Genomic DNA, 15779 nt, shown 5'->3' with positions numbered 1-15779 from the left:
AACCCTCATACCCTTACACCTCTACACCCTTACACCTATGAGTAATAGAATAGTTAACAAATGTTGCCTAATAGCCTACTCATGACTCCTTCATCTGAAGCTGACACCATTATCAATCCTGATATCGATCCAGAAGGACAAGGCAACCCTGAGACCAATCCTCTTGATGAGTTGCCGGGTGAAGTCGAAATGTCTCTTTTCGACCACCTAGAAGAGTTAAGACAGCGAATATTTTATGCACTAATAGCTGTAGTCATTTTTGTGATTGGCTGTTTTGTGGCTGTCAAGCCAATTGTGCAATTACTGGAAGTACCAGCTGCTGGAGTAAAATTTCTCCAGCTTGCACCAGGAGAGTATTTCTTTGTCTCTCTGAAAGTTGCTGGCTACAGTGGCTTAGTTCTTTCTAGCCCTTTTATCCTTTATCAAATTATCCAATTTGTCTTGCCAGGGTTGACCCGCCGCGAACGTCGCCTACTGGGGCCCATAGTTTTGGGATCAAGCGTGTTATTTGTTGGAGGGTTAGTATTTGCCTATTTTGCTCTGATTCCCGCCGCTTTAAGATTTTTCATTAGCTATGGTGCGGATGTAGTAGAACAAATTTGGTCAATTGATAAGTATTTTGAATTTGTGTTGCTGTTGTTATTTAGTACTGGTTTAGCATTTCAAATTCCAATTATTCAATTATTGCTCGGCAATTTAGGTATTGTTTCTTCTGAGCGGATGCTGGCTGGCTGGCGATATGTCATTATGGCAGCCGTAGTTTTAGGTGCAGTGCTGACACCTTCCACCGACCCTTTAACCCAAGCTTTGTTAGCAGGCGCTGTTTTAGGGCTTTATATGGGTGGAATTGGTTTAGTAAAACTCACAGGGAAGTAATACAAATAACTTATAGAAATTCGTGTATGAAAAGTTACCAAAGTTTTAGAATTTCTCCAAGCGGATAAACTTTGTTAATTTAGGCATCAAAAAATCTAGCACCCAAATTACTAAACTTTAGCAACCAGAAAATTTAGTGTTAATTGTTTAATTTTAGTGGTTACACTATCCATTCAGAAGCTCTTTCCCCCAAATCGAGTGGGATGCTGACAGCTTTACCCAGTCGGGGGCGATCGCGTGTTTGAGCGATAAAATTTTTTACCTGTGCTGTACCATCTAAAGCATTAAGATAATTAGCGATGGTATCAAGATGTTCTTGGTACTCTGCCTCGGTTAAGGGAAAAGAAGCTTGCTCAAGATATTTCCACATGACTTGCAGAAATATCTTGCCTTGGGTACGGCGGAACTGGACATCGTAAGAATATCCCCATTTATCCAGCAACAGTTGGTGTAATTCCTTTCCTGTCATAGCTTCTCTCAATTAGATTTTACATTTAGTTATGATGTTAAGTTCCGTAACTCAAGTATGATAAGGATATAAAGAAATGTAATGCTAACAGAAAAGATGCTAAAAGTATCTTGCAACAAAGAAATTTAGCATTGTTAGTTAGCATTTCGACCCAGACAAGAGCTGCTCAAGTATTAGTACTCTTGTCAAAATGCTTAAACAAAATATACAAAGAGCGAGCGCGTAGGATATGGCTCAATTTTCGGAATCAATGGACGTTCCCGATATGGGTCGTCGTCAATTCATGAACCTGCTCACCTTTGGGACTGTCACTGGAGTAGCTCTGGGTGCATTGTATCCCGTTGTTAACTACTTTATTCCTCCGGCTGCTGGTGGTGCTGGTGGTGGTACAACAGCAAAAGACAGCCTAGGCAATGATGTGAGCGTTAGTCAATTTCTGGCCAGCCATAACGTAGGCGATCGCACCCTCGTTCAAGGATTGAAGGGCGACCCCACCTACATTGTGGTCGAAAGCAAAGAAGCAATCACCGATTACGGCATTAACGCTGTTTGCACCCACTTGGGTTGTGTTGTTCCTTGGAACGCTGCGGAAAACAAATTTAAATGCCCTTGCCACGGTTCTCAATACGACGCAACTGGTAAAGTAGTTCGAGGCCCTGCACCCCGTTCTTTGGCTTTAAGCCACGCCAAAGCCGAAAACGACAAGATTGTTCTCACACCCTGGACTGAAACCGACTTCCGCACTGGCGAAGAACCTTGGTGGGCTTAGTTTTAGTGCTGAGTGCTGAGGAGCCACTGCGTTGGGCGGCTTTGCCGACTCCCTCAGTGGCGTTGCTGAGTCAAAAGTCTAATAGTTTCACCCATTGACTATTGACTAATGACCAATGACCAATAACCGACTACTTCATCCAAGAATCGTTGTCCTTATAGAGATGAGAAATGCCTTTACAACAGCGAGTTTGACTCGCAGTGCTAAAGCAATTACCAGAACATTGCTTATAGCGATCGCTACAGTAACATTCTTCTTTACTAGCGATATTGCTTTGCCTCAAAGTGCTGCTGCTTATCCCTTCTGGGCGCAGCAAACCTATCCTGAAACTCCCCGTGAACCGACAGGTAGAATCGTTTGCGCTAACTGTCACCTAGCAGCCAAGCCCACAGAAGTCGAAGTACCTCAATCAGTGCTGCCCGACACAGTATTTAAAGCTGTAGTAAAAATTCCCTACGATACCAGCGTGCAGCAAGTTGGTGCAGATGGTTCTAAAGTTGGCTTAAACGTTGGTGCAGTTTTGATGCTCCCCGAAGGCTTCAAACTTGCTCCTGAAGACCGCATTCCTGAAGAACTGAAAGAAGAAGTCGGCGACACCTACTTCCAAACCTACAAAGAAGGTTCCGATAACGTAGTTATTGTTGGCCCATTACCTGGCGAACAATATCAGGAAATTGTCTTCCCTGTTCTGTCTCCTAACCCTGCAACTGACAAAAACATCCACTTCGGTAAGTATTCAGTTCACGTAGGCGGTAACAGAGGACGCGGACAAGTTTATCCCACTGGCGAAAAGAGCAACAACACTGTTTACAACGCTTCCGCTACTGGCACCATTAGCAAGATTGCCAAAGAAGATGATGGTGAAGGTAACGTGAAATATTTAGTGAACATCACAACCGAAGCGGGTGATGTAGTCACTGATACAATTCCTCTTGGCCCAGAACTGATTGTTTCCGAAGGACAAACAGTAAAATCTGGTGATGCTTTGACAAGTAACCCCAACGTTGGTGGTTTTGGTCAAAAAGATACAGAAATTGTATTACAAGATGCTAGCAGAGTTGGTTGGCTAATTGCCTTTATCTGTCTGGTAATGTTAGCTCAAGTAATGCTAGTTCTCAAGAAGAAACAGGTTGAAAAAGTTCAAGCTGCTGAAATGAATTTCTAAAATTCTCTGATAAATCCTTTTTTAAAAAAGACAGGCGATACACCTGTCTTTTTTAGTTTTTTGTGTCATAAAATAAGCTATAGCAGAAGGCAGCTATGCTGGAGGAAAAGTCTTACTATGCCTAGCGTTCCAGTTTTCAAATTGTCCTAACATATCTGACTACTGCTATATCAGGTAAAAATATACTTAAGCTAATCGTCATTTAAATTGCACTATTTTCATAGTAGTAAAAGCTGTAAACCCTCTCCCTTGCTCCCTGCCACCATGCAGTCTCAATGTGCTTTCTTAAATGTTTAACAGCTTATCACCTTCTAACTGACGGGGTGAAAAAGGGTCTGAAGCTAAGTCAGTGTATTCTGAATCCACACAGCGCAAAAATAAATTTAAATGCTGAGTAAACAATACTAGTTTTCCATCAACATCAAACGCAGAGGGTCTAAACGCACGTACCAAGGGAAAGGTTGGTCTTTGATATTGACCCATTTCTCTTTGAATACCTCGGCTTGTAGATGATAGTCTTGCGGATTATTCGGGGCAGTATGTAGTTTTAAAAATAATGTCATCCGATGAGGTGTTTCACTGGTTCGTACTAACCAACAGGGAAAGGTATTAACTGGAGATTTATCTGAGGAAAAGATTAGTTGATGAGCGCGAATACCGATGTGAGAGAGTTCATCAGGAATTGGTTGAACAACTTGCAGGTGACAACCCCAATCTAGGGCTTGGATTGTTTGGATTCCTTGAACAACAGCACGAGAAAAGTTCTTACAGCCAGTTAACTGAGCCACATTTACACTAGCAGGACGCTCGAAGATTTCATATTTGGAACCGTGATGAACTGCTTGACCTTGTTCCAAGACTAATAAATTTGGACAAACTCGGTAAGCTTCATCCATGTTATGAGTGACAAATAAAGCCACACCTTGGTAATCTGCTAGAGTTTCGGTCATCTGCTGTTCTAATTGACTCCGCAGATGAGTATCGAGGGCGGAAAATGGCTCATCAAGAAGTAATGCTTCTGGTTGACTAGCTAAGGCTCTGGCTAAAGCCGCCCGTTGTTGTTGACCGCCGGAAAGTTGGTGGGGATAGCGATCGCCCAATCCTGATAACTGCATTGCTATGAGTTGTTCTTCGATTTGCACTCGTACACTTGGCGCAGATAATCCCTTGGGTAAGCCAAAAGCGATGTTTTCCGCCACTGTCATATTCGGGAACAAAGCATAATTTTGGACTAAAAAACCAATGCGGCGATCGCGGCTAGGTACATTAATGCCTTTTTCAGAATCAAACAACACCCTACCATTCAACACTATCCTTCCTCTGCTTGGCGTTTCGATTCCCGCAATGCAACGCAGAATCATGCTTTTACCAGCGCCGGAACCGCCCAACAATCCTAGTGGTTGCTCGTTGGTATTGAAGGAAACTTGTAAATGAAAACTGGGTAATTTTTTTTCAATGTCTACAAACAAACTGATTTCGGAAGTTGGCGCAGACACAGTAGCAGATTGAACCAGTCGTCTTTCTGGTTTTCTTGTTTTTGTTTCCCTGTGTCTTCCCTTTTCTCTGATTTCTTGCCAAAAATTCACCGCAATAATTCCCGACAGGGAAATTACCATAATTGCGATCGCCCAAAACCAAGCTTCATCCATTGCGCCTGCTTCTACAGCAAAATAAATCGCCATTGGAATCGTCTGGGTTTGTCCAGGAATATTCCCAGCCAGCATCAATGTTGCACCAAATTCACCCAAAGCACGGGCAAAAGCCAAGGTCGTCGCTGCTAAAATTCCCGGTAAGGCTAAAGGTAAACTAATTCGCCAAAAAATTCTCGATTCACTTGCACCCAGGGTTCTCGCCACCCGCAGCAAATTACCATCAATTTGTTCAAAAGCTCCCAGGGCAGTTTTATACATTAATGGGAAAGAAACCACCGTCGCTGCGATCGCTGCACCATACCAAGTAAAAACAATCGTCAAGTCAAAAGGCTCCATGAGTTTCCCCACAGGCCCATTCTTGCCAAAAAATAACAGCAGTAAAAAGCCTACAACTGTTGGTGGCAAAATTAGCGGCGCAACAAAAATACTCTCAATCAAAGATTTAGCTTTACCTCGATAACTGAGCATCCAATAAGCCGCAGCGATGCCCACAAAAAAAGTAATAAATGTTGCCAATAATGAAGTTTTTAGCGATATCCAAAGAGGTGACAAATCCTGTGGCATAGTTTATACAATCAAAGATTTTCCAACATCCCAATAGTAGAAGAGTAAAAAATCATCCGCGTTTATCCGCGGTTAATTATTTTTTCTGATTTCACCCCAACATATCTAAATAACTTTGCTTACTTTTTAACGCCTTAAATTATCAACCTCCAGCTAACACAAATCCCTGCTTTTCAAATACATTTTTAGCTTCATTACTACTATATAGAAACTGCTCAAAATCTTTAGCAGCATCAATATTTTGACTACTTTTAATGACTGCGAGCGGATAGACAATAGGATAATGACTGTTTTCTGGTGCAGTAGTTACCACTTTAACTTTTGAACTACTTTTTGCATCGGAAAGGTAAACTAAACCTGCATCAGCATTACCAGACTCTACATAATTCAAAGCTTGCCGTACATCTTTAGCGTAAACAACCTTCCCTTTGAGTTTGTCAGCAATTTTTAACGAAGTCAAAACTTGTTGGGCATATTGTCCCGCAGGTACACTTTTTGGTTCACCTAAAGCAATTTTCTTAATTTGAGGCGAAGTTAAATCTTTAAAATCTGATATGGTTGTCGAGTTTTGTGGGGCAATTAATACTAATTGATTTTTCAACAAATTTTTACGTGTACCATCAACTAATAAACCTTTTTTCTCAAGTGCATCTATTTGTTTAGTTGCGGCGGAGATGAAAACATCAACTTTTGCGCCTTGTTCAATTTGCTGCTGTAAAGCACCCGATGAACCAAAGTTGTAGGCTAGGTTAACGTTTGGTTTTGCCTGATTGTAAATTGGTTTGATTGCGTCGAGTGCATCTTTGAGACTAGCGGCGGCTGAAATAGTTAAAGTAGTGCTTTGGGCTGTTGGACTAGTAGTTGTGGCTGAGTTGGTTGTATTTGCTTGATTACAACCAATAACTAACAGGCAAGTGAACAATAACCAACAACTAAAAGCTAAAATGCGTTTAAAACTCATTGCCAGTGTTTAATTCATCTGTTACTTACCAACCTAACATAGAAAAAGTTGGTAAGTAACAGTAAATTATTTAAATACACGAAAATCTGGAATTTCTGTAACGAATAATTCCACAATGATTACATCTGTTCAGACCCCCGACTTCTCTAAGAGGACTTTTAAAACATCCTATTAGACTTTCTCGCTTGATATTGAGGAATTTCCACAACGGCGCTTGTTCCTTGCACACCATAACGAGTCACTGCCGACACAGCGACATCTTCAACTTGATTATTATTTAACAAAGTTGAATTCTGCCCAGTCGGTACAATATTGGTGTTCCATTCATTACCTGTTTTGGTTTGCACAACCCATAACCAAACGGGTTGTTTACCTGTGGGTTGCCATCTGAGGACTGTTTTAGTCCCAGTCACATCTTTTTCTAAACTCACTTGGGGTTTTTCAGGTGGTGTATTATCTAACCAAGGTGATGCCGGGACTAATGCAGGATTGTGATAAACATCTTGTGGTAATAAATCTGCAATGCCGCCGCGATTTTGCAGCAGAGGTTTCATACTAAAGTGAATATTGCCATCAGAACCAACATGACCTTGAGTGGTTTTAATTTGATAGACAATTTCTTTAGCAGGCCAAGCTGTGCTGTTGTTTTGACCAACGCGGCTAGTATAAATTCCTGGCCAAATATGTCTAGCTTGGGTGTTTTGTGATATCCACCAATTCAACAATACAGGATAGCTTTGTTGGGGCTGTTCAATTTTCCAATAAAGTTGGGGTGAGAGATAATCTAACCAGCCATTCATTAACCATTTGCGAGAATCTGCATATAGTTCTTGATAAGCATTAAAACCTTTTTCATTGCCTATTTGTTTGGGAAATCCTGGTTGCCAAATGCCAAAAGGACTAATACCAAATTTCACCCAAGGTTTAGCAGTTTTAATGTTTTGATAAAGTCGTTGAATTAAGGTGTTGACATTTTCTCGCCGCCAATCATCACGGGTTTCTCTCCCTCCTGATTGTTGATATTTTTGCCAACTAATTTGATCAGGAAAATCAATTGTTTTATTTCTCCTGTCTTTTTCGGGATAGGGATAAAAGTAATCATCAATGTGAACACCATCGATATCATATCGATTGACAACATCCATAATGACTTGAACGGTGTAATCCTGCACGGCTTTTTCACCGGGGTCTAACCAGAGATATTTGCCGTAACGTTTGACTAATTCTGGATGAGTTTTGCTGATATGATTCGGTGCAATAGTTGATTTGCCTTGGGGATGACGGGCGCGATAAGGATTAAACCAAGCGTGTAATTCCAGTCCACGTTTATGGGCTTCTGCCACTGCAAAAGCTAAGGGGTCATAATAAGGTGCGGGTGGTTTACCCATTTGTCCTGTTAAAAATTCTGACCAAGGTTCATAAGTAGATTGGTATAAGGCATCACAACCAGGACGGACTTGTAAAATCACGGCATTGAGTTTTAATTTAGCCGCGCGATCGAGTATTGTAATTAACTCGGCTTGTTGTTGGCTGGTATTTAAACCGGGTTTAGAAGGCCAGTCAATATTAGCAACACTCGCAACCCACACACCCCGAAATTCTCTGCTGGGTGATGGGGGGATGATAGCGGCTGGCTGGGGAGAAGAGTCAGCAATTTGAAGTGGAAAGAGGCAGAAGGCAGAAGGCAGGAGGCAGGAGGTAAGAATTAGATTCCTGTGCTGCTGTCCTAGACGTAAAAATCCACTAAGAAAAATGTCTTTGATGTTCACAAAAGTTTTGGAGGAGCGTTTAACAGATTAAACTATAACGTTATGAAAAATTCCTCTACACCCTCTACGCGCCTTGCTTCCCTAGATGTATTTCGGGGAATTGCGATCGCCTCTATGATTTTAGTGAATAATCCCGGTAATTGGGATTATGTCTATCCTCCTCTCGACCACGCCAAATGGAATGGTTGCACGCCGACAGACTTGGTTTTCCCGTTCTTTTTATTTATCGTCGGTGTCGCAATGCCATTTTCTTTCGCCAAGTACACCCCAGAAAATCGCCCCACGGCTACTGTCTATCAGCGTATTTTCCGCCGTGGTCTGATATTATTTGCCCTGGGCTTGTTCCTGGCCTTGGTTTCTTTAACCCTTGATTGGTTAATTAAAGGCATACCACCCGATTTCAGCACCCTGCGAATTATGGGAGTCTTGCAGCGCATCAGCCTTGCTTATGTACTTGCATCCCTAGCAGTTCTCAACCTTTCCCGCCGTTGGTTGTGGATATTAGCAGCTGTTATCCTCATCGGTTACTGGCTGGCGATGCAATATATCCCCGTCCCCGGCTTTGGCACAGGAAATCTCACCCCAGAAGGCAATCTCAGTGGTTACATTGACCGCATAATTCTAGGTAAGCATATTTATCGCGGCGGTTCCTTTGACCCAGAAGGTTTATTTAGTACTTTGCCAGCCGTTGTCACCGTCTTTTTGGGATATTTTACAGGCGACTGGTTACGCACTCAGCCAATTAAAAGCCGTACGAGTGTAAATTTAGTAATTTTTGGTTTAATTGCCCTAGTAATTGGATTATTGTGGGGATTTTTATTTCCCATTAATAAACAACTTTGGACAAGTTCTTATGTTGTTTTTACCGCAGGTTGGGCATTACTCACTTTAGCTTTGTGTTATGAACTCATCGAAGTCCGCAACTTGAAAAACTGGGGACTACCATTAGAAGTTATGGGACTGAATGCCATCTTTTTGTTTGTTGGTTCTGGTATACTCACCAGAATTTTACTCAAAACTAACATCGGCAGCAGCACAACCTACAACTGGATTTATGACCACCTATTTCGCCCTTGGGCTGGGACATTCAATGGTTCACTTGCATTTGCCATAGTCATGGTTTTATTGTGGTGGACAATTCTTTATGGAATGTATCGTCGCCGTTGGTTTTTCAAAATTTAGTAGGGGCTTTCCAACCATTGCCTCTACATTGGAGACATATCATGAAAAACAATCCAGACAAATATTGAGTAGGGTGTGTTACGGCTATGCAAGGATTTCGGAACTTAAGAGAGTGAGAATTAGCCGTAACGCACCATCTTTCTCGATACTTTCGGCGTTGCTATAAGAGCGAACTAATGTAGTAAGCGGTTTCGTGATAAGGTTTGCCAGCACGAGTCCCAACTCGTTCAACTCGAACAATAGATTTTAAACCAACCCAGTCAATTGAAATCTTCTCCAAGTTGTCAAATACACAAACTCGACATTGAGTAAAGGGATTGCTAACTCGCTCTATAGTTGTATTGCTACTGGTTGGTGAGGATAGTTTGATATTTTTTCGGAGTTGATTGTAGAGATATGGAGTTCTGATACTCATTAATGAGTCTTGAATACTCATAGGACTTACGCATAAAAACGCAAAATCAAGGGTTTTGGCGAGGGTGTAGGGGTACAGGGGTATAGGGGTGTATGTATCTAAAACCCTTCCGCCACACACCCTTACACCCAATCTTCATAGACAATCTTGGTGCGTAAGTCCTGACTCACACGGGAGTTTTTGATACTCGCGCGTGAGTCTTGGATATTCGTGAATGAGTCTTGGATACTCATTAATGAAGTTCTGATACTCGTGCGAGAGCCTTGGATATTCGTGAATGAGTCTTGGATACTCATTAATGAAGTTCTGATATTCGCGCGAGAGCCTTGGATATTCGTGAATGAACCTCGGATACTCATTAATGAAGTTCTGATATTCGCGCGAGAGCCTTGGATATTCGTGAATGAACCTCGAATACTCATTAATGAAGTTCTGATATTCGCGCGAGAGCCTTGGATATTCGCGCGAGTATAGCAGTAGTTTTGTGAAATGCTATCAGCACTATTCATCAGCTTAAGCGTGTAGTAAAATTTGCCTAAGTGCGTAAAACTACAGATGGCTTTAGACTATTCCGGTCAAAATCTCCGAGGACGCAACTTCAAAGGACAAAACCTTGCAGGTGCAAACTTTAGCTATGCCGATATTCGAGGCGCAAACTTTAGCGGTGCGAACCTGACAGGGGCAAACTTCAGTAACGCCAAAGCTGGACTGCAACGCCGTTGGGTAATTGGTTTAGTCCTTGTCTCATTCTTATTGTCGGCACTGTCAGGTTATCTCTGGTCTTTTAATGGTTACGTAGTGTCGCTAATATTTAGCTCATCCAATGAGAATCAGATTGCAGGCTTTATTGCTCTAATCATATTAATTGCCTTTTCTTTTATCACAATTCGCCAAGGGATAATAGCTGGTTTAAAAGCCGGAGCCTTTGCCATAGTAGGAACATTCGCCGGAGGTTTCGCCTTAACTGTAGCCGAAGCCTTCTCTGTAGCTGGATCTGTAGCCGTAGTTGTAGCCGGAGCCTTCACCGGAGCCTTCGCCTTAACTTTAGCTGGAGTTTTAGCCGGAACCGAAGCTATAGTTGTAGCCGTAGTTGTCGCCGAAGTCTTTGCCGTAGCTGGAGTCGTAGTCGTAGGAATAGCTGGCGATGTAGCCGGAGCTATAGCTGTAGTTGAAGCGTTATTTATTGTATACATTAGCTGGCGAGCCATCATAAGGGATCAAAAGTACTCCTTGCTTCTGAATCTTACTATTGCCTTCGCAGCTACAGGTGGTACAAGCTTTCGACACGCGAGCTTAACCAATGCCGACTTTACCCAAGCTGTACTCAAAAGTACAGATTTTCGCAACGCTATCCTTACTCGGACTTGTTACTATCAAGCCAAGATGCTTGACCGTGTTCGTCCTGGTTCCACTTATCTGCAAAACCCACAAATACGTCAACTGCTAGTTACCGGAGAAGCACAAGGTCAAAACTTCGACCGTCAAAACCTGCGGGGTATCAAATTACAATCTGCTAACCTAGCAGATGCCAGCTTTATCGGTGCTGACCTCAGTGAAGCTAACTTGCAAGATGCTGATTTATCCAGAGTCAAACTCAAACAAACCCAACTCGAAGCAACCGATTTAACAGGCGCAACTCTCACAGGCGCATTCATTGAAGATTGGGGCATTACCAGAGAAACTAAACTGCATGGAGTGAGGTGTGAATATATCTTCATGCGCTTACCCACGAAAGAAAATCCCGACCCCCTCCGCAAACCCGATAATCAGCAAGAAGTCTTCCAAGACGGTGACTTTGGCGAATTTATTCAACCAATTTTTGACACCCTCGACCTTTACTACAATCAAGGAGTTGACCCTCGCGCCATTGCTATTTCGTTCAAAAAACTTGCTGAAAATCACCCCGAAGCCGAGTTAGAAATTGTGGCAATAGAGAAACGCGGCGATGATAAATTATTAGTCCGAGTCAAAACTGCTGAAGCAATTAATAAATCGCAACTGAGTGCAGAATCTTTTGAAGAATATAATCAACTCAAAGCTTTATCTCAGAGTCAGCAATTATTACAGATAAAAGCTAAAAACTATCCCGAAGACAAGTCAGAAATTCTGGCAACAGAGAAACGCAGCGAAAAGAAATCCTCGCTCCATCCTAAAAAAATTTTTGCGCCAGACTAAGCAAGCATCGCTGAAAAAAATAGATAAACGCGTTGCTAAATTAGAAAATATGATAGAGACTTTATTATCCCAGCCAAAATATCATATAAAAGTAGAAGGAGATATCAACGTGTCTGATATTAGCGGCATCAATATTCAAGGTAGCAGTAATGTTAGTGGTATTGCGGGTGGTGGTTCTGTTGCCAACGTGGGAACAATTAGCGGCAATGTCAATATTGCCATTAATGAATTACCCGATTCCCAAAATAGTGAGCAACCAGGAATTAAAGAATTACTCACACAATTACAAGAGGCAATTTCCCAATCTTCAGATTTATCAGATGAAAATAAAGCCGAGGCTTTAGAACAAGTCAAAACCTTAGCCGAAGCAGGTCAAAATCCCCAAGAACCCACTCAGCAAAAAACTGCCAAGACAGCCATCACGATGTTAAAAGGTTTATTTTCTGGCTTACCCGCCGTCGCCACATTGGTAGAAGCAGCAAATAAATTATTACCTGTAATTTCTAAACTATTTGGGTTGGGATGATTTTGTAGGTTTAGATGTCGGAACCCCACCCCGCATTTGCTAACGCAAACGCTCCCCTCCCCGTGAACGGGGAGGGGTTGGGGGTGGGGTTGAAATTACCTCATCCAACCGATAACCGCTATAGTCGTTTGTCGCAAGATGTGAAAAAAGTCGAGTAAAATCTGCTGACTAACATCAAATATATGGAACACAATACAACAACAGATCCGAACTTTTTCTTAGTGTGTGGACTGGGGAATTTGGGACAATATTGTGTATATGTGCTGAAGGAGTTTGGCGTTAAGGTTAATGCCATTGAACAGGTAAATACTCACCCTTGGGAAATTACAGAATTACCAGAGTTAATCGATAAATTAGTGATTGGTGATTGTCGGCAACCGAAAATATTAGAACAAGCAGGGATAAAACATTGTCGGGCAATTTTGATTGTAACAAGTGATGAGCGGGTGAATATAGCGGCGGCATTTGCGGCGCGATCGCTTAATCCTCATGTGCGTTTAGTTATCCGTTCCGCCCAAGATAATCTCAACGATTTACTCCAAGACAGTTTGGGTAACTTTATCGCCTTTGAAGCCACCCAATTACCCGCCCACAGTTTAGCTTTAGCTGCATTAGGTTGTGAAACCAGAGGATTTTTTAATTTAGACAACCATTTACTCCAAGTTTTCGCAGTATCTATCCATGCTTCCCATCGCTGGAGTCATTGTTGTCTTTCGCAAATTAATACTAGCCAACGCCGCGTACTTATCCATGTCACAGCCGGTCAACCAGTACCCAAAGGTTTCTATCAATGGAAACCAGATGCAAAAATCCTCCCCGGAGATTCTATCTTCTACATTGAAGTCAGCGAAAATATCAAGACTTCCCCCAAACAAATGAACAGTTTTGGGCAATTTTGGCATGAAATGGTGACAGAAACATCATGGCAAAATCTCCGCCACAAATTAACGCAGTTTTGGGAAGACAGTAGTCAAACCCGCCGCGTTGCTTTAGTTGGGGCATTATTGTTAGTGAGTTTATTCTTGTTAGGAACACTGCTTTTCAAATCACAATATCCTGACCTTTCTTGGCAAGATGCGCTCAATGTGGCTTTGGTATTGAGTCTCGGCGGTTATGGTGATGTGTTTGGGGGACAGCAAAAAATATCTTTTCCCCTGACATGGTGGCTGCATTTATTCAGTATTACCACGAGTGTGACTAGTACGCTATTTGTTGGTATTCTCTACGCCTTAATGACCGAACGTGTATTATCTGCGAGATTTCAGTTTTCAAAACGCCGTCCCCGCATCCCCAAAACCGACCATGTAGTATTAGTGGGAATGGGGAGAGTCGGTCGGAGTGTCGCCCAGTTGTTGCAAGAACTCAAACAACCCTTGGTAGGCGTAAATACCAAAGACCTTGAATCAGGAATGTTACCCCAAATGCCTTTAGTTTTGGGAAATCTCAACCATGCTTTAACGAAAGTCAATCTTTCAACAGCAAAAAGTGTTGTGGTTGTCACCGATGATGAAGTGACAAATTTGGAAATTGCATTAAAAGCAAGTACTGTCAACCCAAAAGCTAACTTAGTTATTCGTACCTTTGACCCTTGCTTTAGCGAAAATATCGGACTGCTGTTACCTCACGCCAGAATTATGGGAGTTTACGCATTAGCCGCCGAAGCATTTGCGGGTGCAGCATTTGGGGAAAATATTTTAAATTTATTTCGTTTGCATAACCAGACAATTTTAGTTACCGAATATCAAATTGAAGCTGAGGACACCCTCAATGGCAAATTAATTGCTGATATTGCCTATGGCTATAGAGTAGTACCAATTTTTTCATCTGAGAGCTAAACAGCATACACCCAAGTTTATGCCTTCCGATGATATCAAATTAATTGTAGGCGATCGCTTGGTCGTCTTGGCCACCATTGAAGGACTGCAAGCCGTCGAACGCGGAACTATCAAACCCGGACACTGTTTGGTGCGAGTCGAAAAAACAATTTCCGCAGAAGCCACATTTGAAGGCGCAGCCATAATTTCACGAGTTACTGGTTGTGATATGCACCTAGCCAGAACTTTAATGAATCAATTACCAGCCACTCTCCAACATCCCCTATACTTGCACCAAGCACACCGTTTAGTGCAGGAATTGAGTAAATCCCAAATTTCGGCTCATATTGAGTGCTGAGTGCTGAGTAAATATTCTTCCCCTACACCCTTCACACCCCTACAACCCTACACCCCTAATTACAGTTCTCTCTTCGGAATTTCCTCACGAAACTCAATTACCAATTGCATAGTTTCCACAGTCAAATCGCGCAAATCTCGATTCAGAAAAACCGCACCTTGCGGCCCGAACCAACGGTCAAAAATAGCGACATATTTACTATCACCGCTGACAAAACCTTGCATAAACTTAATCAAAGAATAATTCACAGCATCGAGAAACTTAGAATTATCCTCTGGAACCATGCAAGCGATACCTTCTCGTGACAAAGGTCTGTCAGGTGCGATCGCAAAATTATCAGGATTCTTCGCTTTTTGCAACCATCCTTCCAACAAAATGCTATCAGACGCAAAAGCATCAATTTTGCCTTCTTCTAAAGCTGTATAACCTTCCGCACGAGTTTTCAAATAAACCAACTTAGCTTGGGGTTGTACCTGTTTAATCGCTAATTCATTTGTAGTTTGTGCTAATACCCCAATTCGTTTCCCAATTAACGATTCTGGCGAACCAATATCACTACCTGATTTCACTAATAATTGCGTTCCCGTCACACCATAACTCACCGAGAAATCGACTTGTTTATCTCTTTCCCAGGTAAAACTACTAGCATCACAAACAATATCAACTTCCCGGTTAACTATTTTTGGAATTCTCTGTGCAGGAGTCAAACCGACTAATTTTAATTGAATTTTTTTGCCTAATTGTTTTTCTAATTGTTGTTTGATGACATTTAACATATCTACCGAATAACCAGTTAATTTACCTTGGTTATCGGTGTATGCAAAAGGCAGGGCATCTTTACTAGTACCAGCAGTCAGTACTCCTGTACGTGCAACTTTTTGCATCACAGTCTCAGCTACAGCCGCATTAGGCAGAATTGCTACCAAAGCCAGACTAATCATAGGAATATATACTTTAGTATATTGAGTGATTTTGATGAATCCAGATAAGTACTTTAAATCAAAACTTTTATGCACAGCACCCTCACAAAAAATCTGTTGTGATGGACAAAATACAGTAATTATCCCTGCCAAATGCAAATTAG

The 15779-nt window shown here is 42.0% G+C and carries 13 protein-coding genes and 1 pseudogene; 7 read left to right on the top strand and 7 right to left on the bottom strand.

Annotated features, from left to right (window positions below):
• Positions 1 to 81 precede the first annotated feature (81 nt).
• Positions 82 to 876 carry a twin-arginine translocase subunit TatC gene (gene tatC / locus ACX27_RS08220; protein ID WP_062290769.1) on the top strand — a complete coding sequence of 265 codons (795 nt, stop codon included), beginning with the start codon at positions 82 to 84 and terminating at the stop codon, positions 874 to 876.
• A gap of 160 nt (positions 877 to 1036) precedes the next feature.
• On the opposite strand, the gene ACX27_RS08215 is transcribed toward tatC, so the two are convergent.
• Entirely contained in the window at positions 1037 to 1345 is a 309-nt protein-coding gene (locus ACX27_RS08215) for a DUF3067 family protein (RefSeq protein WP_062290766.1), read from the bottom strand.
• 229 nt (positions 1346 to 1574) lie between these two features.
• Here ACX27_RS08215 and petC point away from each other — a divergent pair, with 229 nt between their 5' ends.
• Both petC and petA read left to right on the top strand, forming a co-directional pair.
• Positions 1575 to 2114, top strand: coding sequence for a cytochrome b6-f complex iron-sulfur subunit (gene petC / locus ACX27_RS08210; RefSeq protein WP_062290764.1), 540 nt, complete (start codon positions 1575 to 1577; stop codon positions 2112 to 2114).
• Between the two features lie 163 nt (positions 2115 to 2277).
• Positions 2278 to 3279 (top strand): cytochrome f, encoded by a 1002-nt coding sequence (gene petA / locus ACX27_RS08205; protein ID WP_062290761.1) that lies wholly within the window; start codon positions 2278 to 2280, stop codon positions 3277 to 3279.
• Between the two features lie 404 nt (positions 3280 to 3683).
• Here the strand turns inward: petA and modB are convergent, their stop codons facing one another.
• The 3 genes from modB to ACX27_RS08190 form a co-directional block, all read right to left on the bottom strand.
• Entirely contained in the window at positions 3684 to 5495 is a 1812-nt protein-coding gene (gene modB, locus ACX27_RS08200) for a molybdate ABC transporter permease subunit (RefSeq protein WP_062290757.1), read from the bottom strand.
• 142 nt (positions 5496 to 5637) lie between these two features.
• The gene (modA, locus tag ACX27_RS08195) at positions 5638 to 6456 is read right to left on the bottom strand and encodes a molybdate ABC transporter substrate-binding protein (protein ID WP_062290753.1); all 819 of its coding nucleotides are present in this window, start codon (positions 6454 to 6456) and stop codon (positions 5638 to 5640) included.
• 158 nt (positions 6457 to 6614) lie between these two features.
• Entirely contained in the window at positions 6615 to 8225 is a 1611-nt protein-coding gene (locus ACX27_RS08190; protein ID WP_235526550.1) for a glycoside hydrolase family 10-like protein, read from the bottom strand.
• A gap of 42 nt (positions 8226 to 8267) precedes the next feature.
• Between ACX27_RS08190 and ACX27_RS08185 the strand changes: the two genes are divergently transcribed.
• Entirely contained in the window at positions 8268 to 9407 is a 1140-nt protein-coding gene (locus ACX27_RS08185; protein ID WP_062290749.1) for an acyltransferase family protein, read from the top strand.
• A gap of 160 nt (positions 9408 to 9567) precedes the next feature.
• Here ACX27_RS08185 and ACX27_RS30745 read toward each other — a convergent pair whose 3' ends face one another.
• Together ACX27_RS30745 and ACX27_RS32305 are read right to left on the bottom strand one after the other, a co-directional pair.
• Complete coding sequence (locus ACX27_RS30745; RefSeq protein ID WP_144427421.1) at positions 9568 to 9843, bottom strand: hypothetical protein; 276 nt, start codon at positions 9841 to 9843, stop codon at positions 9568 to 9570.
• A 101-nt stretch (positions 9844 to 9944) separates the two neighbouring features.
• Positions 9945 to 10331, bottom strand: a complete 387-nt coding sequence (locus ACX27_RS32305) for a hypothetical protein (protein ID WP_158507357.1) — start codon at positions 10329 to 10331, stop codon at positions 9945 to 9947.
• A gap of 46 nt (positions 10332 to 10377) precedes the next feature.
• On the opposite strand from ACX27_RS32305, the pseudogene ACX27_RS08175 reads away from it, so the two are divergent.
• The 3 genes and pseudogenes from ACX27_RS08175 to ACX27_RS33505 all read left to right on the top strand — a co-directional run bounded on the left by ACX27_RS08175 (position 10378) and on the right by ACX27_RS33505 (position 14695).
• A pseudogene (locus ACX27_RS08175) lies at positions 10378 to 12523 on the top strand (pentapeptide repeat-containing protein).
• Between the two features lie 182 nt (positions 12524 to 12705).
• Positions 12706 to 14358, top strand: a complete 1653-nt coding sequence (locus ACX27_RS08165; protein ID WP_235526549.1) for an NAD-binding protein — start codon at positions 12706 to 12708, stop codon at positions 14356 to 14358.
• A gap of 19 nt (positions 14359 to 14377) precedes the next feature.
• Entirely contained in the window at positions 14378 to 14695 is a 318-nt protein-coding gene (locus ACX27_RS33505) for a hypothetical protein (protein ID WP_235526548.1), read from the top strand.
• Between the two features lie 59 nt (positions 14696 to 14754).
• On the opposite strand, the gene ACX27_RS08160 is transcribed toward ACX27_RS33505, so the two are convergent.
• Positions 14755 to 15636, bottom strand: coding sequence for an amino acid ABC transporter substrate-binding protein (locus tag ACX27_RS08160; RefSeq protein ID WP_062298223.1), 882 nt, complete (start codon positions 15634 to 15636; stop codon positions 14755 to 14757).
• Positions 15637 to 15779: the final 143 nt, after the last annotated feature.

It is taken from the genome of Nostoc piscinale CENA21 (assembly GCF_001298445.1).
GTDB lineage: Bacteria > Cyanobacteriota > Cyanobacteriia > Cyanobacteriales > Nostocaceae > Nostoc_B > Nostoc_B piscinale_A.
This window is presented reverse-complemented; position numbering and strand designations above follow the sequence as displayed.

What these genes read in the sequence shown, in the direction of transcription:
- tatC (WP_062290769.1), top strand. Translation starts at nt 82, where the DNA reads ATGACTCCTTCATCTGAAGCTGACACCATTATCAATCCTGATATCGAT.
- ACX27_RS08215 (WP_062290766.1), bottom strand. Translation starts at nt 1,345, where the DNA reads ATGACAGGAAAGGAATTACACCAACTGTTGCTGGATAAATGGGGATAT.
- petC (WP_062290764.1), top strand. Translation starts at nt 1,575, where the DNA reads ATGGCTCAATTTTCGGAATCAATGGACGTTCCCGATATGGGTCGTCGT.
- petA (WP_062290761.1), top strand. Translation starts at nt 2,278, where the DNA reads ATGAGAAATGCCTTTACAACAGCGAGTTTGACTCGCAGTGCTAAAGCA.
- modB (WP_062290757.1), bottom strand. Translation starts at nt 5,495, where the DNA reads ATGCCACAGGATTTGTCACCTCTTTGGATATCGCTAAAAACTTCATTA.
- modA (WP_062290753.1), bottom strand. Translation starts at nt 6,456, where the DNA reads ATGAGTTTTAAACGCATTTTAGCTTTTAGTTGTTGGTTATTGTTCACT.
- ACX27_RS08185 (WP_062290749.1), top strand. Translation starts at nt 8,268, where the DNA reads ATGAAAAATTCCTCTACACCCTCTACGCGCCTTGCTTCCCTAGATGTA.
- ACX27_RS30745 (WP_144427421.1), bottom strand. Translation starts at nt 9,843, where the DNA reads ATGAGTATTCAAGACTCATTAATGAGTATCAGAACTCCATATCTCTAC.
- ACX27_RS32305 (WP_158507357.1), bottom strand. Translation starts at nt 10,331, where the DNA reads ATGAATAGTGCTGATAGCATTTCACAAAACTACTGCTATACTCGCGCG.
- ACX27_RS08165 (WP_235526549.1), top strand. Translation starts at nt 12,706, where the DNA reads ATGGAACACAATACAACAACAGATCCGAACTTTTTCTTAGTGTGTGGA.
- ACX27_RS33505 (WP_235526548.1), top strand. Translation starts at nt 14,378, where the DNA reads ATGCCTTCCGATGATATCAAATTAATTGTAGGCGATCGCTTGGTCGTC.
- ACX27_RS08160 (WP_062298223.1), bottom strand. Translation starts at nt 15,636, where the DNA reads ATGATTAGTCTGGCTTTGGTAGCAATTCTGCCTAATGCGGCTGTAGCT.